This window comes from Streptomyces sp. NPDC085946, assembly GCF_044540485.1.
Classification (GTDB): Bacteria; Actinomycetota; Actinomycetes; order Streptomycetales; family Streptomycetaceae; genus Streptomyces.
In genome coordinates this window covers 32,251-56,842 of sequence record NZ_JBITSF010000031.1, presented here as the reverse complement: position 1 = coordinate 56,842, position 24,592 = coordinate 32,251, and the positions used below count along the sequence as shown (strand labels likewise).

Genomic DNA, 24,592 nt, shown 5'->3' with positions numbered 1-24,592 from the left:
TCGGCTGTTGGTCGCGTGTGTCTTAGGCGTCCCGGGCGCAGCGGAACCCGGTGTGTCCGCTGCCCCCGTCGGGAGTGCTGGCGGTGCGGGCGGCGACGCGATAGCGGTTGCAGTAGGACCGGTGGCACAGGTACGAGCCCCCGCGGATGACCTTCTCCTGACCGGTGTCCGGCCCTTTCGGGTAGATTGCTGTACCGGCCGGGTGGACCGTGCTCCACCAGTCGGCGCACCATTCCCACACGTTGCCCGAGGTGTTGTGCAGCCCGTATCCGTTAGGCTCGAAGGCGTCGACGGGTGCGGTTCCCCGATAGCCGTCCGCGGCGGTGTTCTTGGTGGGGAAGGCGCCCCGCCAGATGTTGCAGCGGTATACGCCACCGGGGTCGAGTTCGTCACCCCATGGGTAGCGCTTCTGTTCCAAGCCGCCGCGCGCGGCGTACTCCCACTCGGCTTCGGTGGGCAGCCGCTTACCCGCCCAGGCGCAGTACGCGGCGGCGTCGTTCCAGGAGATGTGCACCACCGGGTGGTTCTCGCGGCGGTCCAGTGTGCTGCCCGGGCCCTCGGGCTGGTCCCAGCGTGCTCCGGTGACCCCGCACCACCAAGGAGTACGGGCCGGGCGGGGCGCTCCGCGCCGCAGCGGGCCGGGCAGGAAACCAGCGAACACATAGGACCAACCGACGCGTTCGGCCTCGGTGACATGGCCGGTGGCGTCGACGAACGCGGCGAACTCGTCGTTGCTGACGGCGTGCGCGTCGATGTGGAAGGTGCTGACCTGCACTGTCCGCACGGGGCCTTCACCATCCGCCGGGAACCCCTCTTCGTCGTCGGCGCCCATCAGAAAGTCGCCACTGGGGATGCGGATCATGCCGTCCAAGGAGCCCTGGTAGTCGGCCAGTGGCACAGTCAGCGGCCGAAGGGCCGCCTCGTTGCTTCCGGGCGCGCAACAAAAGAGGGCAGAGGGGTGAGAAACTTTCATCAGACGCAACTCCTGTTTCTTGTGGGACACGGGTCATGCGGGTCGCCCGGCGTGTCCGTCGGACGCGGGGCTGACCTGTGCACAAGGGGAAATGAGTTTCCGCCGCTCTAAACTTTCGGCTCAGCCCGCCCAAGGGCTGGGCCGAGCCGTTCCTCCCACCAGCAGTTTCCCGACCTGGTCCATAACCCGGTCATCGAGATCCGCGGTGAAAGTTTGTGTTCTGCGCCGCTGTCGACCCCGTGCCATCGGACGTCTGTGGCGTTTCCACCGAGGCGGTGAGCCGTACCCGCGCGGCCCTGCGCTTCTCCTGTTCGACCGGGTCCGCGACCGGGGACGCAAGTACGAGTCGCCGGGTGTAGGGGTGCCGAGGGGCAGAGGTGACGGCGGGGGCAGGGCCGGTCTCCACCAGTTCGCCGCGGTGGAGAACGGCCACGCGGTGGCTCATGTGGCGCACGACGGCCAGATCGTGGGAGATGAAAAGGTAAGCGACTCCGGTGCGGCGCTGAATGTCGATGAAGAGATCCAGCACCCTCGCTTGGGTGGACAGGTCCAGTGCGGAGACGGGCTCGTCGCAGACGATCAGACGTGGCTCGGGGGCGAGAGCACGGGCGATGGCGACGCGCTGCCGCTGGCCGCCGCTGAACTCGCGCGGCAGCCGCTGGGACGCATCAGCGGGCAGCTCCACCCGGTCCAGCAGCGCGCCCACCTTTCTGCGGGCCTCCCGCGCGTTGACGCCTTGAACTGTCAGCGGCTCGGCAAGGGTGTCACCGACGGTCAGCGCCGGATTCAGTGAGCTGTAGGGGTCCTGGAACACCACTTGGATGTCACGGGCCAGGGCACGGCGTTCCCTGCGGTCGGCGTGAGTGATGTCGCGGCCGTCCCAAGTGATCCTGCCGGCGGTCGGCCGGGCCAGGCCGAGCACGGCCCGGCCGATGGTGGTCTTGCCGGAACCGGACTCGCCGACCAGGCCGAGTGTCTCCCCATCGGCCACGGCCAGGGACACCCCGTGCAGTACCTCCACCGGCCGGGCCCGCAGGCCTCGGCCGCGGCTCCGGTACGTCAGGCGCAGGCCCTCCACTTTCAACAGGGATGTGGTCATCCTTACTCCTTCGCCAGGATGCCGGATGCGGTGGCCGGTGGATCGGTGCGCACGGTGCGCTCGTCGAGGACGGAGCCCAGCAGCATCCTGGTGTAGGGATGCTCGGCCGCACGGAAGATGTCCAGGTAGGTTCCGGTTTCGACGACTTCGCCCTCCCGCATAACGGCGATGCGCCGGCAGCTGTCGGCAACGACCCCGAAGTTGTGAGTGACCAGCAGCACCGCCATGTGCAACTCCTGCTGGAGATCGCGCAGCAGGTCGAGGATTTCGGCCTGGACGGTGACGTCGAGGGCAGTGGTCGGTTCGTCGGCGATCAGCAGTTCCGGCTCAGCCGCCACGGCTCCGGCAATGAGCACGCGCTGGGCCATGCCGCCGGAGATCTGGTAGGGGTAGGAGGTGAAGGCCCGGCGCGGATCGGGGATGCCCACGCGTTCCAGCAGAGCCAGCATTCGCTCCCGAGCCTCGGTACGCGAAACGTCGGTTACCGCCCGGAGGCCCTCGACGAGCTGGGCCCCCACTGTGAACGACGGGTTGAGGTTGGACATGGGCTCCTGTGGAACGTATCCGATGGTCCGGCCGCGCAGGCGGTGCAGCTCCCGCTCGGTCGCGCCGAGCAGTTCACGTCCGTCCAGGCGGATGGAGCCGCGGGCCACCACCGCCTCGCGCGGCAGCACGCCGAGTACCGCGAAGGCCGTCTGTGTCTTCCCCGAGCCGGACTCGCCCACGAGGCCGAGTGTCTCCCCCGCATCCAGGCGCAGGTGCATTCCACTTACCACCTCCTTCAGTTCGCCCGAGGGCGTGGGGTAGGCGATCGTCAGGTCCTCGATGACCAGCAGTCCCGGCGGCGTGGCTTTCGGGGTGGAGGCACGGGGGGTGGGGGTCGGTCGGGCGGTCTTCTTGGAAGGCACGGAGGTGGCGCCTTCCAGAATGTCGCGCAGCGCGTTGCCGAACAGGACGAGGGAGACTGTCATGACGCCGAGCAGGAGGCTCGGCCAGACGATCTGCAAGGGCTCGATGTAGAGGTTGGCGAAGCCCTCGGCGACCATGGAGCCGAAGCTGGGGACCGTGGCGGGCCCGACGCCGAGGAAGGCCAGGCCCGCCTGGACCCCAATGGAGGCGTTGCACAGGAAAGCGGCGGCGATGATGACCGGGCCCCGGACGGCGAAGAGCACGTGTCGGCGCAGGATGCGCGCGTCCGGCAGGCCCGAGACCCGGGCAGCGTCCACGAACAGCTCGTTCCTCACCCCGAGGACGAGGTTGCGCACCAGCCGGTAGACGCTGGGTGACAGCAGCACGCCGAAGATGAGCATGGTGACCCTGTAGTCGCCCTTGGTCATCGGCATGAGCACGATGAGGAGCAGCAACCCGGGGAAGGTCATGACCAGACTGAACACCCATTCGGTGATGTTCCTGAGGCGGTCGTAGTATCCGCCGACCAGACCGGCCGTGACTCCGATGACCAGGGCGACGCCCGTTCCGATCAATGCCGAGACGACACTGGTGTTGATCGAGCCCAGCAGCCGGGCCCAGATGTCCCGGCCGCTGCGGTCGCCGCCGAGCAGGTAGCCGGCGGTGCCGGGGCCCGCGTCAACGTGCTCGAGCGAGGCCTCGTTGGGGCCGTGCTGGGTGAGCGGGGGCGCGAGCAGGCCGAGGACGACGACCAGCAGGAGGACGGCGGCCGTGGTTATCGCCTGCGGGTCGCGGAGCAGCTTGCGCAGGGGCGTCGTGCGGCGCGGGGTGTGGGGCCGGGTGAGGGCGAGGTCGGCGGTCATAGGATCCTCGCCTTCGGGTTGAGCCAGCCGTTCACGAGGTCGACGGCGAGGTTGACGAGAACGACCAGCAGGACGGCGAAAAGGGTGATCCCCATGATGACCGGGACGTCCCCTTGGAGGGAGGCGTCGAAGGCGTAGCTGCCGAAGCCCGGTATGGCGAACACCTTCTCGATGATGAGTGCGCCGCCCAGCATGGCGATGAATTCGAAGGACAGCACCGTGAGGGCGGGCCCGGAGGCGTTGCGCAGAGCGTGGCGGAGGACGACGGAGCGCGTCGGTATGCCGCGGGTGCGCAACGTGCGCACGTAGTCCTTGCGCAGTTCGTCGATCATGGTGCCGCGGACCTGTGCGGTCAGCCCGGCCACGCTGGCGATCAGCAGTGCGGTCACCGGGATGACAATGGACCGGGCCCAGGCGGCGGGGTTGTCGGTGAGAGAGGTGAAGCCGGTGGCGGGAAGCACGTCGAGGCGGATTGACAACAGGTACACGAGCGCGATGGCGATGAGCAGGTTGGGCACGAGGTGCCCGGCGAGGGACACAGCTTGGACCACGCGGTCGACGACACCTCCACGCCAGGCGGCCAACACGCCCAGCGCGATACTGAACGCGACGGAGAGCAGCAGGGTGACAAGCACGATCGACACCGTCACTCCGAGGTGCTGCCGGACAGTGCGCCCGACGCTCTCGCCCGTGAAGAACGAGTCGCCCAGGTCTCCGGCGGCCACGTGGGCCAGCCAGTCGGAGTACTGGACGAGCACCGGCCGATCGAGGCCCATCTGGGCCTTCATCGCCCGGATCGACTCGGCGGTGGCACCGGTGCCGAGCCGGTTTCCCACGATGGCGTCGAAGGAGGGCGCGAGGAGCAGGAAGGTGATCAGGGTGACCAGGAGCGCCAGCACCAGTCCGGAGACCAGGCGGCGTGCCACGTAGAGAAGCATGGGTCGGGTCCCTCGGCTTTCGGATCGGGGCTCCGGGCGGTCCCCCGAGGCCGCCCGGAGCGGTCTCAGCCGGCGGTGCCGAAATTGCGGATGTCGATCGCGGTCGAGGAGCCGTCACCGAGGTGCTTGACTCCCTTGCCGGTGACCCAGGTGACCCCGATGTCCATCAGGGGAGCAAACCAGGCGTTGTCCACGAAGAATTTGTTGATCTCCTTGTAGGCGGCGCCGACCTCGGCCGGGTCGCTCGCCCTGTTCGCCTCGTCGATCAGTTCGGTGAGCTTCGGGTCGGACGACTTGAACGGGTTCGTGGGGGTGCCGGGTGTGGTGTAGAGGGTGGTCAGGACGGCATCGGTGTCGAGGCCGTAGATGACGAAGTACATCGGATACTTCGCCGCGGCGAGGGTGGTGGCCTGCCGTTGGATCGGCACCGCCTCCCAGGTCACCTTGATGCCGATCGCGGCGAGGCTCTGGGCGATGACGGGCTCGAACGGCTTGGTGGTGACGAAGCTCGGCATCTTCACGGAGAAGCCCTGCGCGTACCCGGCTTCGGCCATGAGTTTCCTGGCAGCGGCGACGTCGAAGGGGTAGGTCTTGTCCAGCTGTGCGTCGTACGCCTGCCCTTTGGGGTTGAACAGTTGGGTGGAGGGCACGCCGACGCCCTTGAGGAAGGCGGCGACCAGCTTGGCGCGGTCGAAGGACATGTTGATCGCCCGTCGCACCCGTACGTCGCCGAGCGGCTCAAGCGACGTGCCCGCGCGGTCGGCGAGCACCAGGTTGCCCACCGTGAAGGCCTTCATTGGACTGATCCGCAGCCCCGCCGACTTCAGCGGCCCGACCTGGGTGGGGTCGACGCTGCCCGCGTTGAGTTCGCCGGCGCGCAACGCGTTGACCACGGCAGCCCGGTCGCCCATGACGCGGACCCGAACGGTCTCGAACGGATAGGCGTCGGCGTTCCAATGCTCCTTGCGCTTCTTCAGCGTGTACTCCGAACCGTTCACGGTGGCGCCCTTGTCCAGGGTGTAGGGCCCCGATCCGACCGGGTCCGTCGCTGTGCTCGACCGGGTCATGGTGGCCGGATCCGCGATCACGCCGTTGACGCCCGCGAGGTTCCACAGGAGCGAGCCGGACGGGTGTTTCAGTTCGACGACGACGGTCAGGTCGTCGAGGGCATCCACCGAGGCCACCGCGTCCGCGATGTTCGCCTGATTGGGGCCGGGGGTGTCGCGGATGCGCTCCAGGGTTGCCTTCACCGCGGCCGCGTTCACCGGCGCCCCGGACGAGAAGGTCATGCCCTTGCGTAGAGTGAGGGTGAGGGTGCGCCGGTCCGCGGAGTACTCGTAGCGCTGCGCCGCGTTCGGCTGGAGCCGGCCGTCGTTGTCGATGTGGAGCAGCGTGTCGTAGAGCGCCCTCCAGATGTACGACGACTGGCCCGCGTCTATGCGGGTCGGCTCGAACGACGCGGGGGCGCCCTGGATGGAGAGCGAGAGCCTGGTCGCCTTCTGCGACGAGTCGGGCGAGTCCGAGTCATCGCCGGAGCAGGCGGCCGTCATGAGTAGTGCCGCCACGGTGACGGACGCGAAGAGCCGCCGCGGTTTCGGTGGTCTGATCGTCGTGGGCATGGGAGATTCCTGGGGACGGGGCCCGGAAAGGGGCGTGTGGTGTGAGGCGTCTGCGACCCGCCGGGTGAGCGGATCGGCGAGTCACAGCGCTGCTTCCAGGTGACCGGTCAGACGGCCGGTTCGACGATCGCGTCGATGCTGGAGGCTCCCGAATCGGGAACCCTGGGCTGGCGCCACGCCTCGACGGAGAAGGCGGCGGTCACCCGCGAGCAGAACAGTCGCAGCAGGCGCTTGTCGGGCTCGGAGATGTCCTCCATGGAAATCTTCTCCAGGCGCGCCGTGCCGGACTTCAACAGCGGGAAGGCGACGTCGTAGAACGCGTCGAGCTCGTCCATCGTGCTGCTGATCCGCTTGGCGTAGCGGGCCTTCTCCGTGGGGACCGCCCAGTCGACGAACGGCTCCAGAGCCTCGAAGCCCTCGGGAAAGACACTGGCCATGATTCGGTTCTCCTCGGGTCAGGACGCGGCCGGGGCGCCGGCGGTGCGGCGCTGGTATTCGCGGACGTACTCCTGGGCGGAGTGGTGCAGGTGGCGCAGGAGCACCTCCTGGTCGTTCAGGGGGAAGCGGTCCATGGTGCTCGACTCGAACATCGTCTGGGTCGTCTCCAGGGTGTTGCCGTCCTGCAGGCCGTACTCCTTACGAGACGGCGGCCAACTCCTGCTAGAGCCGTTCGAAGGCGTTCTTCGGCTGGACGAAGTAGCACGTCTCCTCGAAGATGTGCGTGTTGTACGAGGTCGGCCAGTAGTGGTAGGTGAGGACCCAGTTCGGCCGCCAGATCAGCAGCATGAAGTTGGGGGAGAAGACGAAGGAGTCCATGCCCCAGCGCGGGTCCCGGGTGGGGTTGACGGCCGGCGGCAGATTCTCGGTGGCCATGCCTATGTCCGGCGCGTCCCACGGGCCGAACAGGCCGCTGCGCAGCGCCGCCTCGATGGGCTTGACCATCTCGCGGTCGTGCGGCGGGGGATGCCTCCCCAGGACGAGACCGTGCTGTGCGGGCCGTCGATGTCGTAGTGGAGCGCCTCGTAACCGCACTTCTGGATCTTCCGGGCCTGCTCGGGCATGTACTGGCTGGAGTGCAGGATCGGCGCGTGGTAGAACTCGGCGAACGCGTCGATGAAGAGCTTCCAGTTGCTGCCGATCCCGGCGCGGTACTTGTGGACCTGGGTCAGTTTGTGGAACGGGTAGCCCTCGATGCTCTTGGCGAGCTCACCGAGGTACTTCCGCAGCGGTGCGGCGTTCTCGTCGAAGTTGACGAAGGCGAACCCCTCCCACACCTCGGCCCTGACCTGCTTGAGCCCGTACTCGGACTTGTCCAGGTCGAAGAACTCGCCCTCCTGCTGGACGAAGGCGAGCTTACCGTCCAGGTCGTAGCGCCAGGCGTGGTACTTGCACGTGAACTGGCGGCAGACGCCGCTGGTCTCCTCGCGCGGGAAGTCGTTCCGCACCAGCTTGTTGCCGCGGTGTCGGCACACGTTGTGGAAAGCGCGCATCTCGCCGTCGGTGCCGCGCACGACGACGACGGAGGTACGGGCGGCGTCCAGCTCCTTGGTGAAGTAGCTGCCCTTCCTGGGGAGCTGCTCGACGCGGCTGACGTTGAGCCACGTCCGCTTGAAGATGGCCTCGCGCTCGAGTTCGTAGTGCTCGGGCGACGTCGAGTCCTCGTAGGAGACCGGCTCCGTGTCGACCTTGAGGTGCTCGATCCAGCTTCCCTCTTCGGGCTTCTTGAAGTGCACCATTGGGTCGGATCCTCCAGTTGACGACACCGGGTTGAGATAACTCGGATCCCTGGTTACGAGAACGATATTCTCAAAAATGAGCAACCGTCAAGGAGGAGGTGGAGAGCCGACGCAAACGGGCATCTGACCGGAGAGCCTTGAAGTACATTGGCGGTAACACGCTTCTCCTCAGCCAAGAGTCGAGCTATCGTCCTCCTGTCCACGGCCACGACCGGCGGCAGGCACCCGGTGCACTCGGCACGGCACGACGAAGGGACGTCCCCATCCCATGCCGGACTACGACACGATCGACTTCTTCCGGGACGAGGCGCTCGTCGCGGACCCCTACCCCTACTTCGAGCATCTGCGCGCGCAGTGTCCCGTCCAGCGCGAACCCCACCACGGCGTGGTAATGGTGACGGGATACGAGGAAGCGGTGCGGATCTACAACGACCACAACACGTTTTCGTCGTGCACCTCGGTCACCGGCCCCTTTCCCGGGTTCCCCGTCCCCCTCAAGGGGGACGACGTCAGCGAGCTGATCGCACGGCACCGCGACGAACTTCCGATGAGCGACCAACTCCCCACGCTCGACCCGCCCGTGCACACCGCCCACCGGGCCCTGCTGATGCGCCTGATCACCCCCAAGCGCCTGAAGGAGAACGAGGCTGCCATGTGGCACCTCGCCGACGGGCTCCTGGACGCGTACCTGGCGGCGGACGGGGGCGAGTTCATCAGCGGCTTCGCCGGTCCTTTCACCCTGCTCGTCATCGCCGACCTGCTCGGCGTACCCGATGAGGACCGTGCGGAGTTCCGGGCCAGGCTCCACCACCCGGAGGCCGCCGAGCCCGGGATCGGCAGCACCGGCGAGCAGACGATGGAGCACACGCCGCTGGAGTTTCTGTACGGACAGTTCACCCGGTACATCGAGGACCGTCGCCGCCACCCCCAGGGGGACGTGCTGACGGGCCTGGCCACCGCCACCTTCCCCGACGGCTCGACGCCCGAGGTCACCGACGTCGTGCGCGTCGCCGCCAACCTCTTCGCGGCGGGCCAGGAGACGACCGTCCGCCTGCTCGGTTCCGCGCTCCGCACGCTCGCCGAACGCCCGGACCTACAAAGGCTGTTGCGCACGGAACGTCAGCGCATCCCCGTGTTCATCGAGGAGTCCCTGCGCACGGAGAGTCCGGTCAAGGGCGACTTCCGACTGTCGAGGACAGCCACGACGGTGGGCGGCGTCGACCTGCCCGCCGGCACCACGGTGATGCTCGTCAACGGCGCCGCGAACCGCGATCCGCGCCAGTTCGCCGATCCGGCCGTCTTCGACCTCGAGCGCCCGAACACGCGGCGCCACGTCGCCTTCGGCCGCGGCGTCCACAGCTGCCCGGGCGCCCCGCTGGCCCGGGCCGAGGCGCGGGTGGCGATCGAGCGGATGCTGGACCGCACGACGGACATCAGGATCTCCGAGCGGGCGCACGGATCGGCAAACAACCGACGCTACAGCTACGTACCGACGTTCATCCTGCGCGGACTGACCGAGCTGCACCTGGAGTTCGACACTGCAGAGAGCGAGGGCCGATGAAGGTCACCGTCGACGACGACCGCTGCCGCGGACACGGCGTCTGCTGTGGCATCTGTCCGGAGGTGTTCGACCTGAACGACGACGGATATTCCACGGTGCTCCTGCCCGAGATCCCCGCCGAGCACGAACAGGCGGTGCGCAGGGCCGCCGCCCTGTGCCCCGAACACGCCATCACGACGACGGGCTGACGCCCGGACGGACGAAGGAGACGCGATGCCCAAGGGTCACGTCATCATGACCGAGGCCATCAGGGACGAGGCGGGCATGGCCGCCTACGGCAAGGCATCCGTCGCGTCGATGGCCGAGGCGGGCGCCCGCGTTCGGGTCGTCGATCCGAGCCCTCACGTCCTCGAGGACGAGTGGCACGGCGACCGGACCGTCGTCGAGTTCGCCTCGGTGGAGGCGGCACGTGCCTGGTACGAGTCGGCCGGCTACCAGGAGGCCAAACCGCTGCGGCAGGCCGCGGCGGTCACCAACGCCGGCATCGTCGCCGGATTCGAGCCGTCGGCGCGGACCACCGGGCAGGAGGGCTCGCGGTGAGGCGCGGACCGGACGGACGAGCGGTGGACGGGCACCGGCATGGCTGACCTCACGCTGTCCTGCGGCCTTCCTCCGGGGCCCGATTTCGCCGAACTGGCCGCTCTGACCGAGCGGCTGGGTTACCACCGGGTGTGGATCTACGACTCGGCACCGTTGTGGGAGGACTGTTTCGTCCATCTCGCCCTGGCCGCGGAGCGCACCACGCGGATCGGGCTGGCCACCGCCGTCCTCATTCCCAACCAGCGGTCGGTGATGGCCATGGCGTCCGGGATCGTCACCGTGGCGCGCATCTCGGGCGGCCGGTTCCGGGCCTGCTTCGGAACCGGTTCCACGTCCCGTCTGGCCATGGGGCAGCGCCCGATGACATTGGCCGGTCTGGGCCGGTACGTCACCGCCGTACGACGGCTGCTGGCCGGGGACACGGTGGTGGTGGACGGCGCCCCGGCACGGATGCTGCACGCGGACGGCCTGGCGGCACCACGCCCGGTGGAGGTTCCCCTCTGGATCAGCGCGTTCGGCCCGCGGGGCGCCGCCCTGGCGGCCGAGGCGGCCGACGGAATCATCGGTCCGCCCCACCCTGCCCACGGCGACGATCCTGTCCGGCACCGTACTCGACGCCGGCGAGGATCCGGCGTCGGACCGCGTCCGCGAGGCGATCGGGCTGTAGCGAGTCGTGAACTGGCACAACGCCTACGCGACGAAGGGCGCGAAAAGCGTCGACGCACTGCCCGGCGGCCGGGTCTGGCACGAGGAGCTGGAGTCGCTCGCCCCGGAGGGCGAACGGCACTTGCTGGCCTTCGAGGGCCACGTCACTCACCTGCTCCCGCATGATCGACGGCTCCTCGACCACATCGACGTCAAGCGCATGGTGGGCGGCGCCGACCGGATCGGTGTCCAGCTGGCGCGGCTCTCCTCATACGGCTTCAGCGAGGCCGTCTACACACCCACGGGTCCCGACGTCCCCCGTGAGCTGCGCGCCTTCGCGAGTGCCGGACGACAGCACCTCGTGACGAGCTGACGACGGCACCCGGGTGCCGCGCCCGGCCTCCCGGATCCCCGGGCTTGCGGCACCCGGGCAGCGACACGGTCACATCCGATCAGGAGAACGGATACACGGTGAACCTCCTCACGAAGACCGCTACGACGACGGCGGCCGCCCTGCTCCTGGCCTCCCTCACCACTTCGGCCCCGGCCCTCGGATCCGGCTCCGGCGGCGCGCCGGGGGGCCGGGCCTGGCACACCGTGTGGGCGCAGTCCCAGCAGGGCCTCGCCACGGCGCCCCTCACCGATCAGACGGTCCGATCGATCGCCCGTCTGAGTCAGGGCGGTGACGCTGTGCGCGTGCGCGTCCAGAACCAGTTCTCCGACACCCCCCTCACCATCGGCCGCGGGGCGGTGGCCGTCAGCGACGACGGCGGACCGGCCATCCACCCCGGCACCACCCGCGTCCTGGCCTTCGGCGGCCACCGCGGCGTGACCGTGCCCGCCCACGGCGAGGTGTGGAGCGACCCGATCCCTCTGGCCACCGCGCCGCAGACGGATCTCGCCGTCAGTCTCCACGTCCCCGGCACCGTGCGGCCCGGAGAGCACAGCGTCTCTTGGCGCCGCAACTACCTCACCGCGCCCGGCAGCGGCGACCACGTCGGGGACACCGGCGGGGCAGCTTACACCCAGCGGACCCACGCCACCTACATGGTCAGTGCGGTCGACGTCCGCAACCCCCGCGTCAAGGGCACGATCGTCGCCTACGGTTCCTCCGTCGTGGACGGCGCCGGGAGCGTCGACTGCGGCTCCGGCTGCACACCCTCGAGCCCCGAGAACCGCTGGACCGACGTGCTCGCCCGCCGCATCACCCGCGAGCTGCCCGCCGACCGGCAACTGGCCGTCGCCAACGCGGGAGTCAACGGCACGACCGCTTCCGCCGACTGTCCGGACCATCCACCGGAGTTCGCGGGCCTCGACGCCGGCGCCCGGCTCGAGCGCGACGTCCTGGCCCTGCACGGCGTCACGGGCGTGATCCTCTTCTACGGCACGAACGACCTCCAGAGCGGCTGCACGGGTGAACAGGTCGTCACCGCCTACCGGGACGTCCTCGCACGACTGCGCCGGGTTGGTGTCGAGGTCTACGTCGTTCCCGTCACACCCCGGCCGATCTACACCGATCAGATGAACCGGTACCGCTGGGACGTCGGCACGTACGTGCGCGACCAGGGCGCCTGTGACGGCGAGTGCGACGGCGTCATCGACTTCGACCATGTGATCAAGGACCCGGTCGCGCCCAACAGCATCAACGAGAAGTACGCCGTCGGCGACGGGATCCACGTGAACATCGCCGGCCACCGGGCCGAGGCGGAAACCGTCTCGCTGCCGCTGCTGGCCTCCTCGGCCCGCCACTGAGGCGGACGGTCGGCGGGGCGGGTGCGGGCGGCCGGTCCGTCCGCACCCGCTACCACCGCCGTCCCTCCCGTCAGGTGTCGAGCCTCCGCGTTCGACGAGCTGGCGCACGATCACGTTCCGCTGGATCTCGTTGGTGCCCTCTCCGACGATCATCAAGGGGGCGTCGCGGAAGTAGCGTTCCACGTCGAACTCGGTCGAGTAGTCGTATCCGCCGTGGACGCGGACGGCGTTCAGGGCGATCTGCATGGCCGTCTCGGAGGCGAAGAGCTTGGCCATGCCCGCCTCCATGTCGACCCGGCGCCCCGCGTCCGCCTCGCGTGCGGCGTACAGGGTCAACTGGCGCGCCGCGGTCAGTGACGTCGCCATGTCCGCGAGATGGTTGCCGACGGACTGATGCCGCCAGATCGGCTTGCCGAACGAGTGACGTTCACGGGCGTACCTCAGGGAGTCCTCGAGCGCCGCGCGACCGACGCCGAGCGCGCGAGCGGCGATTTGGAGCCGCCCCGTCTCCAGACCCTTCATCATCTGCGCGAAGCCCTTGCCCTCCTCGGCGCCGAGAACGGCGTCGGCGGGCGCCCGGTGGCCCTCGAAGGACAGCTCACAGCTCTCGACACCCTTGTACCCGAGTTTCGGCAGGTCACGGGAGACGTTGAGGCCGGGACCGTGCTCGACGAGGAGGATGAAGATGCCGCGGTGCGCGGGAGCGGCCTCGGGGTCGGTCTTGCACAGGAGCGCGATCAGCCGTGAGCGACGGGAGTTGGTGATCCACGTCTTGACGCCGTCGATCACGTAGCCCCCGCCGGGCTCCCTGCGGGCCACGGTGCGCAGGGCCTGGAAGTCGGAGCCGCTGTATTCCTCCGGAACGGCGAGTCCGAAGATGCCGAGGCGTTTCATCCGCTCGATCTGTGCCTCGGGGTAGGTATCGGTGTGTTCCAGTGCGCGGACGACAGGTCTGACGTCCTTGTCGACGAAGTCGCGCACCGTGCGCACGACGAGTCGCTCGTCCTCGGGCAGAATGTCGAGCGTGCTCATGCGGTGCCCCTCCTTCTCCTGTGGAACGGCGCGTCCGGCCCGGCCGGAGACAGTGACAGGACCGGTCAGACGACACCGTCGTCCCGCAGGACCGCAATCTCAGCGTCGCCGTATCCCAGTTCGCCCAGGATCGGGCCGGTGTGCTCGCCCAGGGCGGGCACGGCGCCCATGCGCGGACCGACGCCGGAGAGGTCGGCCGGGGGCCTCAGCGCGCGCATCGACTCGCCGCCGGGCAGCGGCAGATGTCTCCAGCGGTCCCTCGCGGCGAGCACCGGGTGGTCCAGGAACTGCCGTACGTCATTGACCGGGGCGTTGGCGATGCCCGCATCGTCGAGCAATTCCGCGGCCCGGGCACTGTCCAGGATGCGGAACCGCTCGGCCGCGATCGCGTCCAGGGCGTCCCGGTGCGCCACGCGGGCGGACCCCGTGGCGAACCGGGGGTCCCCCGCCAGCCTGGGACGCTCGAGGAACGTCTCGCACAGAGCGGCCCATTCGCGCTCGTTCTGCACCGAGAGGAGGACGTCCCTGCCGTCTCGGGCGGTGTAGGCGCCATACGGGGCGATGGTGGCATGCCGCGTGCCCACCCTCAGCAACTGGCTCCCGCCGTAGGCGGTGTAATACGCGGGCTGGTGCATCTACTCCGCCAACGCCTCGAACAGCGAGACCTCGACGGCTCGGGCGACGCCGGTGGTGGCGCGAGTGAACAGAACGGTGAGGATGCCGGAGTAGGCGTACATGCCGGCGGCGATGTCGGCGACGGAGATGCTGACCCGGGCGGGTTCGCCGGCGCTGCCGGTCAGGGAGACCGGACCCGTCTGGCACTGCACGAGCAGGTCGTCCGCCTTGCGGTCCGCCCAGGGCCCGGTGGAGCCGTAACCGGACACGGAGCACGCGACCAGGGCGGGGAACCTTTGTGCGAGGAGATCGGCGCCCAGGCCCAGACGTCCGGCGGCGCCCGGAGCCAGGTTCTGCACGAAGACGTCGGCGCGGGCGAGGAGCCAGCCGACAGCCTTCCGGCCGCGGCCGGACTTCAGGTCGAGCGTGATCGGCTCCTTCGACCGGTTGAGCCACATGAAGTAGCTGGACTCCCCGTGCACCGTGGTGTTGTACCGGCGGGCGAAGTCGCCGCCGCCCGGGCGCTCAACCTTGATGACGCGGGCGCCGAGGTCGGCCAGTTGACGCGTGGCGAACGGTGCCGCTACGGCCTGTTCGAGGCTGACGACGGTGATGCCGGACAGGGGCGGTGCGGGGTCGGACGCACCATCCTCGGCGTCCGGTGCTACGGGGTCGGTCGCAGGCATGCGACGGCCTCCTTCACAGGGCTGGCTGCCCGTGGGGTCCGGCTGTCATCATCGACGCTCATGACCGCTCGCGGGAAATAGCGAATCTTGATGGGGGCATACCCGAAGCGGGTGGCGAACGGACGGGATGGACATCAAACAGCTCAGGGCCCTCGTCACCGTGGCCGAGGTCGGCAGCGTCACGCGGGCCGCCGCGCTTCTGCACCTGGTGCAGCCCGCAGTCACCCGGCAGATCCGCACCCTGGAGCACGAGCTCGGGGTCCCACTGTTCGAGCGGACCCGGCAGGGCATGCGCCCCACCGAGGCCGGCACGATCATGGTGGACAGGGCGCGCCGGGCCCTGGGCGAACTGGAGCGGGCGCGCGCCGAAGTGCAGCCGGTGCCCGGCGCGGTGACGGGCGCCGCCACCGTAGGGCTCCTGGACAGCACCAGCGACCTGCTGGCGGAGCCGCTCGCGTCGGGTGTCGCCCGCGATCACCTCGAGGTGGAACTCCGTCTCGTCACCGCGTACTTGGGCCATCTGCAGCAGTGACTCGACGACGGCGAAATCGATTTGTCACTGCTCTACGACCTCGGCAGCACGCCGTCCCTGAACGCCCGTCCCCTGTTGCGGGAGCTCCTGTGGGCGGTGGCCCCGCCCACAGGAGCAGCTGTCCGCGGGCACTCCCGTGCCCTTCGCCGAGGTCGCCCGGCGCCCACTGGGCCTGCCGATTCCCGGGCATGGGCTGCGGTCGCTCATCGACAGGGCGACGGCGCGGGCCGGGGTCTCCTTGACGGTCGCCGTCTAGAGCAATGCGATGCGGGTGCAGAAGCGGCTCGTCCTGGCCGGTCACGGCTGGACCGTCCTGCCCGGCATGGGGATCTTCGAGGACGTCGCCGCGGGCGTCGTGAGAGCGGCGCCGCTGTGCGAGCCCGCCGTGTGGCGCTCGATCGTCCTCGTGACGCCCAGGTCGGGACGCGAGACCCCCGCTGTCAAGGCTGTCGCCCTGGCACTGGTGAACGTGGTCGACTCGGCCGTGCGGCGAGGGCACTGGCCCTCGGCGCAGGTCCGGCAGGACGGCGTCCCGCACTCCGACCGCGGGTAGGCAGCGGGGCCGCGCGGGCGCGGTATGCGACCCCGGAATGCGCCCATCACCGATTCCTATTGGTCATCCTGTTCAGGCCTCTCCCATGATGGGGTGCTTCAGTCGGCCGGCTCGGCCACCTCACCGGTGCCTGCGCGGAGGCAGGGAGACCCCGGTCATGCGACCAGCCCCCGCCCCTCTCGCCTCCTACGTGGAGTCGTGCGTCCCGGACCCGTCATGGATGTCGACCCACTGCCCCCAGGTCCTGCAGCAGTCCTGTCGGCGGTGCTCGACCTGCCGGATCCGGCAGCCGGCATGGGGGACCCGCTGCCGCCCCTGTGGCACTGGCTGTACTTCCTCCACTGGCCGGCACAGCACGAGCTCGGGCCCGACGGACACGTACGCGACGGCGGGTTCCTGCCTCCGGTTCCCGACCGTCGGAGGATGTTCGCCGGAGGACGCCTCCGGGTGACCGTGCCCCTGCGTCTGGGCGTCCCGGCCGAACGCGTCAGCAGCCTGAGCGCGGTCGTGCCGAGGCAGGGCCGCACGGGCCTACTCCTGTTCGTCACGACGCGGCACGAGTTCCGCCAGTCGGGCACGGTGTGCCTCGTCGAGGAGCAGGACATCGTCTACCGCTCCGGACTGCCCTCCGGCCACGCATCCGCACCGCCCAGGGGCACGTCGGCCTTCCCGGAGGCAGGGGCCCCTGGAGTTTGCGTGTGCAGCCGGACGAACAGCTGCTGTTCCGGTTCAGCGCGCTCATGCCAATACCCACCGCATCCATTACGACGCCCCGTACTGCCGCGACGCGGAAGGCTATCCGGGCCTCGTGGTACACGGTCCGCTCCTCGTCCTGCTAATGCTGGAACTGGTCCGCAGGAACGCGCCTGGGCGTCGGCTGCACTCCTTCTCCTACCGGTTGCGGCAGCCGGTCTTCGCGGGCGAGGAGATCATGGCCTTCGGCGCGGTCGCCGACGGTGCGGCCGGGTTGCGGATCGCGACCCGCGCGGAAGCACAGCACGCGACGGCGGACGCCGCCCTCGGCTGACACCGCACATGCGCCGGAGTATTTCCTTCGTCCGGCTTCCTACTCATGTGGTGTCACCGGGGACAACCTGGAGCATCTGTCCGCCCTCGGTCCGTCGGCGCGGCATCCGGCGTCCCAGTGCGGCGGCGAGTTCCACCATGACATCGTTCACGAATGTCCCCATGTCGACCGCGATCGTGGTGAGGCGCGGGGTCCACAGCTGACCCACATCCGTCGCGTCGACTCCGACGACCGTCAGGTCATCGGGAACCGTCCGCCGCAGTCTCGTCGCCGCGGCGAGGATGGCCAGCGCCACCTGGTCGTTATAGGCGGCCACTCCCAGCGGGACACCGGAGGGCAGCTCGCGCAGGACCTTCACGGCGGGTTCCAGATCCACGGGGACCGGCACGGACAGCGGCGTCGCCAGGCCCCGGCGCTCGCACGCGGCCGCCACCCCGGCGTACCTGCCGGGGCCGTAGGGATCCGGGCGCCGGTCGGAGAGCGACGCGTAGATGATCTGACGGTCGCCGCGCTTCGTCAGCTCCGCGACCTGGAGTTCGGCGATCTCCTTCTGCGGTTCGTGCAACCGGCCGCGCCGTGCACCTGTGAGGTCCGGCACGGTGGGCACGCCCTGCGCGGCCAGACGGTTGCGGGCGGCCCGATCGAGGGAGCCGAAGTCGACCACGGCGAGGGGGCGCAGTCTCAGCAGCGCCGTGGCGGTCCTCTCCGCGTCCGGACCGGCGAACCGGAGCACGACGTTGGACCCCATGCCGGCGGCGTCGTCACCGAGGCGCTCGAGCGCGTTCTGCAGGTTTTGGCCGATGGTGGTCTCCGGCATCACGACGACGATCGTGTCACTCCGCCCGGTGACGAGACCACGGCCGGCCGGGGACGGGCGGTAGTCCAGCGCCTCTGCGGCGGCACGCACTCGCGTCCGCGTCTCCTCGGGGAACCGCTCCTCCCGGCCATTGAGGATGTGACTGACCGTGGCGCGCGACACCCCGGCGCGCGTCGCCACGTCGGCGGCCGTCGCGGGGCGGGCGGGTCTCGTCATCCGTGTCGATGCCTTTCCGGGCTTGCGGACGGTCGTCCGCCGCGTCGAGTCAAGTGCTCCTGACCTTATCCCGCTTTCAGGTATCGCGTGATACCTCTATCCCATTCCAGGTATCACGTGATACCAATGCGGCGCGCGTCCACTCGCCGTCCTCGGCGAGGGGCCACGATCAAGGAGCCGCCATGTCCGCAGTGCCTCCCGACCCATTTCCTCCGCCCGCGCCGACGGAACCGGTAGCGACCCTGACCACCGTATCCCCTGCCTCCAAGGCCGCCGAGGGTGACGACCGGCCCAAGGTCGGCGGCCGATACATCCTGCTGCTGGTCCTTGCCCAGTTCGGCCTGTACGCGGCCGTCGTCGCGCCCATGGGATATTCGCTGAGCGTCCGCGTCGATCAGCTGGCGCCCGACAGTGAGGGGATCCTGGGCTTCGTCGTGGGCAGCGGGTCACTGGCCCTCGTCCTGTCGGGACCGGTTCTCGGAGTGCTGAGCGACCGGACGCGCTCACGTCTCGGCCGACGCCGGCCGTGGCTGCCCGTCACCGTGGCCGTCGGCCTCCTGGGATTCGTCTGCGTCGCGCTCGCGCCGTCGGTTCCCGTCCTGGTCCTCGGCTGGGTGGTGGTGCAGCTCGGGTTCGGCAGCACGCTCGCCCTGCTGAGCAGTTCGATGGCGGACTGCCTGCCCGAGTCCCAGCGCGGCAGGGTGGCGGGCCTCGCCGGCGTCGCGCAGATGGCCGCGTCGATCGTCGGCGTGGCGATCGCGAGCATGCTGACGTCGTCGAACCTGCTGCTGTTCCTCGTACCCGCCGGCCTCGGCGCCGTGGGAGTGCTCCTGTTCTTCCTGCTGATCACCGAGCGGGACAGCCGGGACCTGACCTTCGACGACAGCGTGACGGCGAAGCTGATGCTTTCGAAGTACGTCTTCCCGGTGCGCCGTTACCCCGACTTCGCCTGGAACTGGCTGGGCAGGTTCCTCTTCATGTTTGGGCTCACGCTGGCGACGACGTTCACGACGTTCTTCTTCGCCGACAAGCTCGACAAGTCCGTCACCGACATCGGCGGGCTCGTCGCGACAGTCGGCGCCGTCGGACTCGTCGCGACCATGGGAGGGGCCGGGGTCAGCGGTTTCCTGTCGGACAAACTACGCAACCGCCGCGGTTTCGTGTTCGGCGCCGGAATCCTGTTCAGTCTCGGTGCGCTGACGATGGCGGTCGCGCCCGATCTCCCCGTGCTGCTGGTCGGCTCGTTCCTGACCAATCTCGGCCTGGGCGTCTTCTCCGCGGTCGACCAGGCACTGGTCCTGGACGTGCTGCCCGAGCGCGACACGGAGGCGGGGCGTTACAACGCCATCAACCAGTTCTCGACGACGGTCCCGCAAGCGGCGGCACCCTTCGTGGCCCCCCTGGTCCTGGCGCTCGGCGGAGGCGGCAACTACCCCTTGCTCTACATCGTCTCCGGCGCGTTCGCGCTCGTCGGCGGACTCATCATCCTGGCCCGGGTCAAGAGCGTCCGGTGAAAGGGAAAGCGACCATGACACACCACGACTTCAACACCGGCTGGAGTTACCGCCGCAAGGTGACCCCGTTCCAGGAACTCGGCGGCACGGCCGGCTCGTCCTGGACGCCGGTGACGCTGCCGCACGACGCCCTGATCACCGCCGAACGGCGGGCGGACGTCCCCGACGGGCACACCAACGGGTACTTCCCGGGAGGCGCGTTCGAGTACCGCAAAACGTTCGCCGTCTCTGAAGAAGACCGCGGCAAGCTCCTGTACCTGGAGTTCGACGGCGTCTACCGCGACGCCGTCGTGACGGTCAACGGCGCGCTCGCAGGCCGTCACGCGTTCGGTTACTCCCGTTTTCTGGTGCGCATCGACCCGCACCTGCGCTTCGGAGCCGACAACGAGGTACGGGTGGCATGCCGCACGCACCTGGACAGCCGCTGGTACGCGGGCTGCGGAATCCACCGGGACGTACGCCTCATCGTGAAGAACCCGGCGCATCTCGCCGTCGACGGTGTCCGTGTCACAACCCCTGACGTCGACGACGAGGTCGCGGTCACCGAGATCGAGGCCCGCGTGGAGAACGCGGGCCTCAACACCCGTACCCTGCGTCTGACGGCCGTCGTGACCGACGAGGAAGGCGTGGAGGTCGCGCGAGGGCGCGCGCCGGTCACCCTGCTGCCGGCCGACGCCGAGACCGTGCGACTGCGGCTGCTGATCGACCGACCGCTTCTGTGGAGCGCCGAGGCGCCGACCCGGTACTTCGCCCGCGTCGAGCTCGGCGACGACCAGGTGGTGGACGAGGTGTCGGTGCCGTTCGGCATCCGCACCGTCCGGGTCGACGCACGGCGCGGCCTGCGCGTGAACGACACCGAGGTCAAGCTCCGCGGAGCTTGCCTGCACGGGGACAACGGCCCGCTCGGCGCCGCCGCCATAGGGCGCGCGGAGGAACGCAGGATCGAGCTGCTGAAGGCGGCCGGGTTCAACGCTATCCGCAGCTCTCACCACCCCGCGAGCAGTGCCCTGCTCGACGCGTGCGACCGGCTCGGCATGTACGTCATGGACGAGGCCTTCGACATGTGGACGCAGGGCAAGAGCGACTTCGACCACTCCGCCGACTTCCCCGAGTGGTGGGAACGCGACCTCGAGTCAATGGTCGCCAAGGACTTCAACCATCCGAGCGTGATCTTCTACAGCATCGGCAACGAGATACCCGAGACGGGCTCTCCGGACGGCGGCCGGTGGAGCAGGAGACTCGCCGAGAAGCTGCGCTCCCTCGACGGCACCCGGCTGGTGACCAACGGCATCAACGGCTTCGTGTCGGTGCTCGATCTCGTCCTGGACGGCATGGCGAAACGACGGGCTGCGGCACAGGCCGCCGACACCTCCGGTGACGAGCAGAGCGCCAGCGGCGTCAACGGCATGATGAACGCGTTCGGCGAGATGATGGGGCAGATCATCGCCTCCCCCATGGTCACCGAGCGCACGGAGGAGTCGTTCGCGGCGCTCGACGTCGCTGGCATGAACTACGGCGAGTCCCGCTACGTCCTGGACCAGGATCTCTTCCCCGACCGCGTCATCGTCGGCACCGAGACCTGGCCGACCGTCATCGACCGCAACTGGGCGCTGGTGCAGCGACATCCGCACGTCATCGGCGACTTCACCTGGACCGGATTCGACTACCTCGGTGAGACCGGCATAGGCCTCGTCAAGTACGTCGGTCAGCCGGGTGAGGGCACAGGCTTTTCCAGCCCCTACCCGGGGCTGACGGCGTACTGCGGCGACCTGGACATCGTCGGACACCGCCGGCCGGTGTCGTACTACCGCGAGATCGTGTTCGGGCTGCGTACCGAGCCCTACATAGCCGTACGGCGCCCGGAACGGCACGGCATGCCCGTTGCCGTGTCGACCCCGTGGGCGTGGACCGACTCCGTCTCCAGCTGGTCCTGGCCCGGCTTCGAGGGCGCCCCCGTCCACGTCGAGGTGTACGCCGACGCGGACGAGGTCGAGCTGCTGCTCGACGGTGAGCCGATCGGCCGTTCCCCGGTCGGCGCCGAGCGGGCCTTCCGGGCCGACTTCGAGGTGCTCCACCGCCCCGGTGAGCTGGTGGCGGTCGCCTACCGGGCCGGCGACGAGACCGGCCGTACGTCTCTCACGTCCGCGACCGGAGCTCTGCGGCTCACGCTCACCGCCGATCGCGACGAGTTGCATGTCGACACCCGCGACCTCGCGTTCGTCTCGCTCGCGCTGACCGACGACTCGGGCGTCGTGCGGAACACCGCCGACCGCGAGGTGCGGGTGACAGTCTCCGGCAGCGGTCTGCTGCAAGCGCTCGGCAGCGGTGCACCGGTCACCGAGGAGACGTTCCACGGGGACACCCGGCGGACGTTCGACGGACGCGCCCTCGCGGTCGTGCGGCCGACCGCGGTCGGCACGATCACCGTCACCGCGGAGGCCGAGGGCTGCGAGCCGGTGAGTCTCATGCTCGCCGTCGCCCCGGCGCTGCCCTTGTCCGCCCCCCTTCCCGCCGAACCCACCGACGACACGGCCCTGGAGATGACCGCATGACCGCCCTCGACGCACTCGTCCGCAAGCTTGACCTGGACGAGAAGATCGCCCAGCTGCACGGGATGATCCTGCCGGCACTCTTCTCGGTGCGGAAGGATCCGGGGATCGACCTCACCACGGAGGAGGGCCGCAAGGCGGCTTTCTTCGTCGACACCGACAAGATCGCGGACCTGCGGCCGCACGGTCTCGGGCACCTCTCCCTGGCGTGGATGCTGCCTCTGCCCTCCGACGGACTGCGGCGCGTGTTCGCCGACGTCCAGGCGAAAGCGCGCGAAGTGAGCCGCTTCGGCATCGGCGTCCTCATTCATGCGGAGGGGCTCAACGGACTCGTGCACGGCACGGGTATCCAGTTCCCCACGGCCTGGGCGCAGGCAGCCACGTGGATGCCCGGTCTCATCAAGCGCAGTACGGCGCTGACCGGCGCGCAGTTCCGCGACTACGGGATCCACCTGTGCTTCTCCCCCGTGCTGGACCTGGCGCGCGACCCGCGCTGGGGCCGGGTCCACGAAACGTTCGGCGAGGACCAGGAACTGGCCGCGCAGATGGGCGTCGCCTTCATCCGCGGCATCAACGGGCCCGAGGGCGACACGGGCGTGCTCGCCACGGGCAAGCACTTCCTCGGCTACGGCAGCTCCGACGGCGCTCTCAACCAGGCGCGGACGAGCCTTGGCCGCCGACAGCTCACCGACGAGTTCGCCGTACCGTTCCGGCGGGCGATCGACGAAGCCGGACTCTCGATCATCATGAATTCCTACAACGAGATCGACGGAGTGCCGTCCGCGGCGAACCGGTGGCTGCTCACCGACCTGTTGCGCGGGCAACTCGGCTTCAACGGCCTGGTAGTGAGCGACTACGACGCCGTCACGATGCTGCACTCGGTGTACCACACCGCCCGCGACCAGCGGGAGGCCGCGGCTCAGGCCCTCACCGCCGGCCTTGATGTCGAGCTTCCGGCCGACGAGAGCTTTCACCGGCTCCGTGAGGCCGTGGAGGCCGGCCTGGTGAGCGAGGAGGTGGTCGACACCGCGGTGCGGCGCGTATTGGAGGTCAAGCGCGACCTGGGACTCGTCCCGGACTTCACGCCGCACCGGCCCCTTCGCGCGCCCGAGCCGCTTGACCGGCCGACGGCCGCCGCCGTCGGCCGGGAGATCGCCGAGCACGCGGTGACGCTGCTGCAGAACGACGGCACGCTGCCACTGCGGGCCGGCACCAAGGTGGCCGTCGTCGGCAGCCTCGCCGAGGAACTGCGCATCCACTTCGGTGCCTACACCGACGTCGCCAACGCCGAGGTCCCGCTGGCGATGCAGCTGATTCGGTCGGGGCAGGTCCCCGGCATCGACCCGGAGAAGTACATCTTCACCGAGCTGTTCAACACCCGTATCCCAGGGATCGGCCCGCGCTTCGAGACGCTCACCCGCGAGCAGTACCCGGACACCCCGACACTGCTCGGCGCACTCGCCACGACACCGGACCTGGAGGTCACGTTCCTCGACGTCGGTTCGCCCGACACGACCGACCCGATCGACGCCGGCGCGGTGCTCGGCGCGGTGCGGGACGCCGACGTCGTCGTCGCGGTCGTCGGCGAACGCACCGGATGGGCGGGCGAGCACACCGCGGGAGAGGGCCAGACCTCGGCAAGGCTGCGGCTGCCCGGCAACCAGCACGAACTCGTTTCGGTCCTCGCGCGGGCCGAGGCGCCGTTGGTGACGGTGCTCATCACGGGACGCCCCCTCGTCGTGCCGGACGTCGCCCAGGCGTCCGCCGCGGTGCTCCTGGCTCCGCTCCTCGGGGCACACGGCCCGTCGACGGTGGCGGACGCGCTCACCGGCGCCGTCGAGCCGGGCGGACGCCTGCCGATGACGTTCCCTCGGCACATCGGACAGATCCCCCTTTTCCACGGCCACCCGTACGGCAGCGGCTACGCGCACCCGACCGGCCGGCGCACCGGCTACAACGACCTGGACGGCGGTCCGCTCTACCCGTTTGGACACGGTCTGGGCTACACCGAACTGGCGGTCGAGCTGCTGGACGCCCGGCTCTCGGACGACGGCACGGCCCTCACCGTGCGCACGCGCACGGCCAACCGCGGCGACCGGGACGGCTCCACGGTCGTCCAGGTCTACGCTCGCGACGAGCACGGGGCGGTCGTACGGCCGGTGCGTCAGCTGATCGCGTTCGCCCGCGTCACCGTACCGGCGGGCGGTACCTCCGAAACCGTGCTCGAAGCCCCCCTCAACCGACTGTTCCACACCATGGTCGACGGCACCCGCGGCATCGAGGCGGGTGACGTGACGGTCCTCGTCGGCACCAGCAGCGAGCGGATCACGGGCAGCCGCACCCTCGACGTCCCGGCCCGACAGGCGGACGCGCGCTGACCGGGACCGCTGCCATGACCTCATCCGCACCCGCGCAT

The 24,592-nt window shown here is 69.4% G+C and carries 21 protein-coding genes and 3 pseudogenes; 12 read left to right on the top strand and 12 right to left on the bottom strand.

From position 1 onward, the window contains the following. Nucleotides 1-22: 22 nt before the first annotated feature. From ACIF8T_RS36045 to ACIF8T_RS36005, 9 genes are all read right to left on the bottom strand, one after another. Complete coding sequence (locus tag ACIF8T_RS36045; protein ID WP_400041140.1) at nt 23-973, bottom strand: formylglycine-generating enzyme family protein; 951 nt, start codon at nt 971-973, stop codon at nt 23-25. A 190-nt stretch (nt 974-1,163) separates the two neighbouring features. Continuing rightward, nucleotides 1,164-2,072: an ATP-binding cassette domain-containing protein gene (locus ACIF8T_RS36040; protein WP_400041138.1), complete on the bottom strand. Its 909-nt coding sequence runs from the start codon at nt 2,070-2,072 to the stop codon at nt 1,164-1,166. 2 nt (nt 2,073-2,074) lie between these two features. Further along, nucleotides 2,075-3,844, bottom strand: a complete 1,770-nt coding sequence (locus ACIF8T_RS36035) for an ATP-binding cassette domain-containing protein (RefSeq protein WP_400041136.1) — start codon at nt 3,842-3,844, stop codon at nt 2,075-2,077. Beyond that, nucleotides 3,841-4,782: an ABC transporter permease gene (locus tag ACIF8T_RS36030; RefSeq protein ID WP_400041134.1), complete on the bottom strand. Its 942-nt coding sequence runs from the start codon at nt 4,780-4,782 to the stop codon at nt 3,841-3,843. The genes ACIF8T_RS36035 and ACIF8T_RS36030 overlap by 4 nt, the downstream gene beginning before the upstream one ends. 65 nt (nt 4,783-4,847) lie before the next feature. Beyond that, nucleotides 4,848-6,401 carry an ABC transporter substrate-binding protein gene (locus ACIF8T_RS36025; RefSeq protein ID WP_400041132.1) on the bottom strand — a complete coding sequence of 518 codons (1,554 nt, stop codon included), beginning with the start codon at nt 6,399-6,401 and terminating at the stop codon, nt 4,848-4,850. Between the two features lie 107 nt (nt 6,402-6,508). Next, nucleotides 6,509-6,838: a hypothetical protein gene (locus ACIF8T_RS36020; RefSeq protein ID WP_400041130.1), complete on the bottom strand. Its 330-nt coding sequence runs from the start codon at nt 6,836-6,838 to the stop codon at nt 6,509-6,511. Between the two features lie 18 nt (nt 6,839-6,856). After that, nucleotides 6,857-6,991: a hypothetical protein gene (locus tag ACIF8T_RS36015; RefSeq protein WP_400041128.1), complete on the bottom strand. Its 135-nt coding sequence runs from the start codon at nt 6,989-6,991 to the stop codon at nt 6,857-6,859. 70 nt (nt 6,992-7,061) lie between these two features. Further along, complete coding sequence (locus tag ACIF8T_RS36010; RefSeq protein ID WP_400041126.1) at nt 7,062-7,274, bottom strand: SRPBCC family protein; 213 nt, start codon at nt 7,272-7,274, stop codon at nt 7,062-7,064. 2 nt (nt 7,275-7,276) lie between these two features. Next, nucleotides 7,277-8,137: a Rieske 2Fe-2S domain-containing protein gene (locus ACIF8T_RS36005; protein ID WP_400041124.1), complete on the bottom strand. Its 861-nt coding sequence runs from the start codon at nt 8,135-8,137 to the stop codon at nt 7,277-7,279. A 268-nt stretch (nt 8,138-8,405) separates the two neighbouring features. Between ACIF8T_RS36005 and ACIF8T_RS36000 the strand changes: the two genes are divergently transcribed. The 6 genes and pseudogenes from ACIF8T_RS36000 to ACIF8T_RS35975 all read left to right on the top strand — a co-directional run bounded on the left by ACIF8T_RS36000 (nt 8,406) and on the right by ACIF8T_RS35975 (nt 12,635). Continuing rightward, nucleotides 8,406-9,698, top strand: a complete 1,293-nt coding sequence (locus ACIF8T_RS36000; RefSeq protein WP_400041122.1) for a cytochrome P450 — start codon at nt 8,406-8,408, stop codon at nt 9,696-9,698. Beyond that, the gene (locus ACIF8T_RS35995) at nt 9,695-9,886 is read left to right on the top strand and encodes a ferredoxin (RefSeq protein WP_400041121.1); all 192 of its coding nucleotides are present in this window, start codon (nt 9,695-9,697) and stop codon (nt 9,884-9,886) included. The genes ACIF8T_RS36000 and ACIF8T_RS35995 overlap by 4 nt, the downstream gene beginning before the upstream one ends. Before the next feature lie 25 nt (nt 9,887-9,911). Further along, entirely contained in the window at nt 9,912-10,238 is a 327-nt protein-coding gene (locus ACIF8T_RS35990) for a DUF1330 domain-containing protein (protein ID WP_400041119.1), read from the top strand. Nucleotides 10,239-10,277: 39 nt separating this feature from the next. Then, nucleotides 10,278-10,751, top strand: a pseudogene (locus tag ACIF8T_RS35985) (LLM class flavin-dependent oxidoreductase); the annotation flags it as partial. Between the two features lie 160 nt (nt 10,752-10,911). Then, on the top strand, nt 10,912-11,256 hold the full coding sequence (locus tag ACIF8T_RS35980) for a hypothetical protein (RefSeq protein WP_400041169.1): 345 nt from the start codon (nt 10,912-10,914) through the stop codon (nt 11,254-11,256). Between the two features lie 98 nt (nt 11,257-11,354). Further along, nucleotides 11,355-12,635 (top strand): GDSL-type esterase/lipase family protein, encoded by a 1,281-nt coding sequence (locus ACIF8T_RS35975; RefSeq protein ID WP_400041117.1) that lies wholly within the window; start codon nt 11,355-11,357, stop codon nt 12,633-12,635. 81 nt (nt 12,636-12,716) lie between these two features. Here ACIF8T_RS35975 and ACIF8T_RS35970 read toward each other — a convergent pair. Then, a pseudogene (locus tag ACIF8T_RS35970) lies at nt 12,717-13,667 on the bottom strand (acyl-CoA dehydrogenase family protein); the annotation flags it as partial. Between the two features lie 65 nt (nt 13,668-13,732). Continuing rightward, nucleotides 13,733-14,968: pseudogene (locus ACIF8T_RS35965) on the bottom strand (CaiB/BaiF CoA transferase family protein). A 127-nt stretch (nt 14,969-15,095) separates the two neighbouring features. Here ACIF8T_RS35965 and ACIF8T_RS35960 point away from each other — a divergent pair. From ACIF8T_RS35960 to ACIF8T_RS35950, 3 genes are all read left to right on the top strand, one after another. Beyond that, entirely contained in the window at nt 15,096-15,500 is a 405-nt protein-coding gene (locus ACIF8T_RS35960) for a LysR family transcriptional regulator (protein WP_400041115.1), read from the top strand. 265 nt (nt 15,501-15,765) lie between these two features. Continuing rightward, nucleotides 15,766-16,053 (top strand): LysR substrate-binding domain-containing protein, encoded by a 288-nt coding sequence (locus tag ACIF8T_RS35955; protein WP_400041114.1) that lies wholly within the window; start codon nt 15,766-15,768, stop codon nt 16,051-16,053. Between the two features lie 838 nt (nt 16,054-16,891). Continuing rightward, nucleotides 16,892-17,080, top strand: coding sequence for a hypothetical protein (locus ACIF8T_RS35950; RefSeq protein ID WP_400041112.1), 189 nt, complete (start codon nt 16,892-16,894; stop codon nt 17,078-17,080). 43 nt (nt 17,081-17,123) lie between these two features. Here the strand turns inward: ACIF8T_RS35950 and ACIF8T_RS35945 are convergent, their stop codons facing one another. Continuing rightward, a complete protein-coding gene (locus ACIF8T_RS35945; RefSeq protein WP_400041110.1) occupies nt 17,124-18,113 on the bottom strand; it encodes a LacI family DNA-binding transcriptional regulator in 990 nt (329 codons plus the stop codon). A 182-nt stretch (nt 18,114-18,295) separates the two neighbouring features. On the opposite strand from ACIF8T_RS35945, the gene ACIF8T_RS35940 reads away from it, so the two are divergent. Genes ACIF8T_RS35940 through ACIF8T_RS35930 form a run of 3 tightly spaced genes read left to right on the top strand, consistent with a single transcriptional unit; the run spans nt 18,296 to nt 24,554 of the window. Next, nucleotides 18,296-19,627 (top strand): MFS transporter, encoded by a 1,332-nt coding sequence (locus ACIF8T_RS35940; RefSeq protein WP_400041108.1) that lies wholly within the window; start codon nt 18,296-18,298, stop codon nt 19,625-19,627. Between the two features lie 14 nt (nt 19,628-19,641). Further along, nucleotides 19,642-22,179, top strand: a complete 2,538-nt coding sequence (locus tag ACIF8T_RS35935; RefSeq protein WP_400041107.1) for a glycoside hydrolase family 2 TIM barrel-domain containing protein — start codon at nt 19,642-19,644, stop codon at nt 22,177-22,179. Further along, complete coding sequence (locus tag ACIF8T_RS35930; RefSeq protein ID WP_400041106.1) at nt 22,176-24,554, top strand: beta-glucosidase; 2,379 nt, start codon at nt 22,176-22,178, stop codon at nt 24,552-24,554. Before ACIF8T_RS35935 ends, ACIF8T_RS35930 begins: the two co-directional genes overlap by 4 nt. Nucleotides 24,555-24,592 lie beyond the last annotated feature (38 nt).

Excerpts from the sequence above, each read along its gene's own strand:
- ACIF8T_RS35960 (WP_400041115.1), top strand. The coding sequence starts at position 15,096 with ATGGACATCAAACAGCTCAGGGCCCTCGTCACCGTGGCCGAGGTCGGC.
- ACIF8T_RS35935 (WP_400041107.1), top strand. The coding sequence starts at position 19,642 with ATGACACACCACGACTTCAACACCGGCTGGAGTTACCGCCGCAAGGTG.
- ACIF8T_RS36030 (WP_400041134.1), bottom strand. The coding sequence starts at position 4,782 with ATGCTTCTCTACGTGGCACGCCGCCTGGTCTCCGGACTGGTGCTGGCG.
- ACIF8T_RS36035 (WP_400041136.1), bottom strand. The coding sequence starts at position 3,844 with ATGACCGCCGACCTCGCCCTCACCCGGCCCCACACCCCGCGCCGCACG.
- ACIF8T_RS36020 (WP_400041130.1), bottom strand. The coding sequence starts at position 6,838 with ATGGCCAGTGTCTTTCCCGAGGGCTTCGAGGCTCTGGAGCCGTTCGTC.
- ACIF8T_RS35955 (WP_400041114.1), top strand. The coding sequence starts at position 15,766 with ATGCGGGTGCAGAAGCGGCTCGTCCTGGCCGGTCACGGCTGGACCGTC.
- ACIF8T_RS36000 (WP_400041122.1), top strand. The coding sequence starts at position 8,406 with ATGCCGGACTACGACACGATCGACTTCTTCCGGGACGAGGCGCTCGTC.
- ACIF8T_RS36005 (WP_400041124.1), bottom strand. The coding sequence starts at position 8,137 with ATGGTGCACTTCAAGAAGCCCGAAGAGGGAAGCTGGATCGAGCACCTC.
- ACIF8T_RS35990 (WP_400041119.1), top strand. The coding sequence starts at position 9,912 with ATGCCCAAGGGTCACGTCATCATGACCGAGGCCATCAGGGACGAGGCG.
- ACIF8T_RS35995 (WP_400041121.1), top strand. The coding sequence starts at position 9,695 with ATGAAGGTCACCGTCGACGACGACCGCTGCCGCGGACACGGCGTCTGC.
- ACIF8T_RS36040 (WP_400041138.1), bottom strand. The coding sequence starts at position 2,072 with ATGACCACATCCCTGTTGAAAGTGGAGGGCCTGCGCCTGACGTACCGG.
- ACIF8T_RS36010 (WP_400041126.1), bottom strand. The coding sequence starts at position 7,274 with ATGGCCACCGAGAATCTGCCGCCGGCCGTCAACCCCACCCGGGACCCG.
- ACIF8T_RS35950 (WP_400041112.1), top strand. The coding sequence starts at position 16,892 with ATGCTGGAACTGGTCCGCAGGAACGCGCCTGGGCGTCGGCTGCACTCC.
- ACIF8T_RS35940 (WP_400041108.1), top strand. The coding sequence starts at position 18,296 with ATGTCCGCAGTGCCTCCCGACCCATTTCCTCCGCCCGCGCCGACGGAA.
- ACIF8T_RS36015 (WP_400041128.1), bottom strand. The coding sequence starts at position 6,991 with ATGTTCGAGTCGAGCACCATGGACCGCTTCCCCCTGAACGACCAGGAG.
- ACIF8T_RS35945 (WP_400041110.1), bottom strand. The coding sequence starts at position 18,113 with ATGACGAGACCCGCCCGCCCCGCGACGGCCGCCGACGTGGCGACGCGC.
- ACIF8T_RS36045 (WP_400041140.1), bottom strand. The coding sequence starts at position 973 with ATGAAAGTTTCTCACCCCTCTGCCCTCTTTTGTTGCGCGCCCGGAAGC.
- ACIF8T_RS36025 (WP_400041132.1), bottom strand. The coding sequence starts at position 6,401 with ATGCCCACGACGATCAGACCACCGAAACCGCGGCGGCTCTTCGCGTCC.
- ACIF8T_RS35930 (WP_400041106.1), top strand. The coding sequence starts at position 22,176 with ATGACCGCCCTCGACGCACTCGTCCGCAAGCTTGACCTGGACGAGAAG.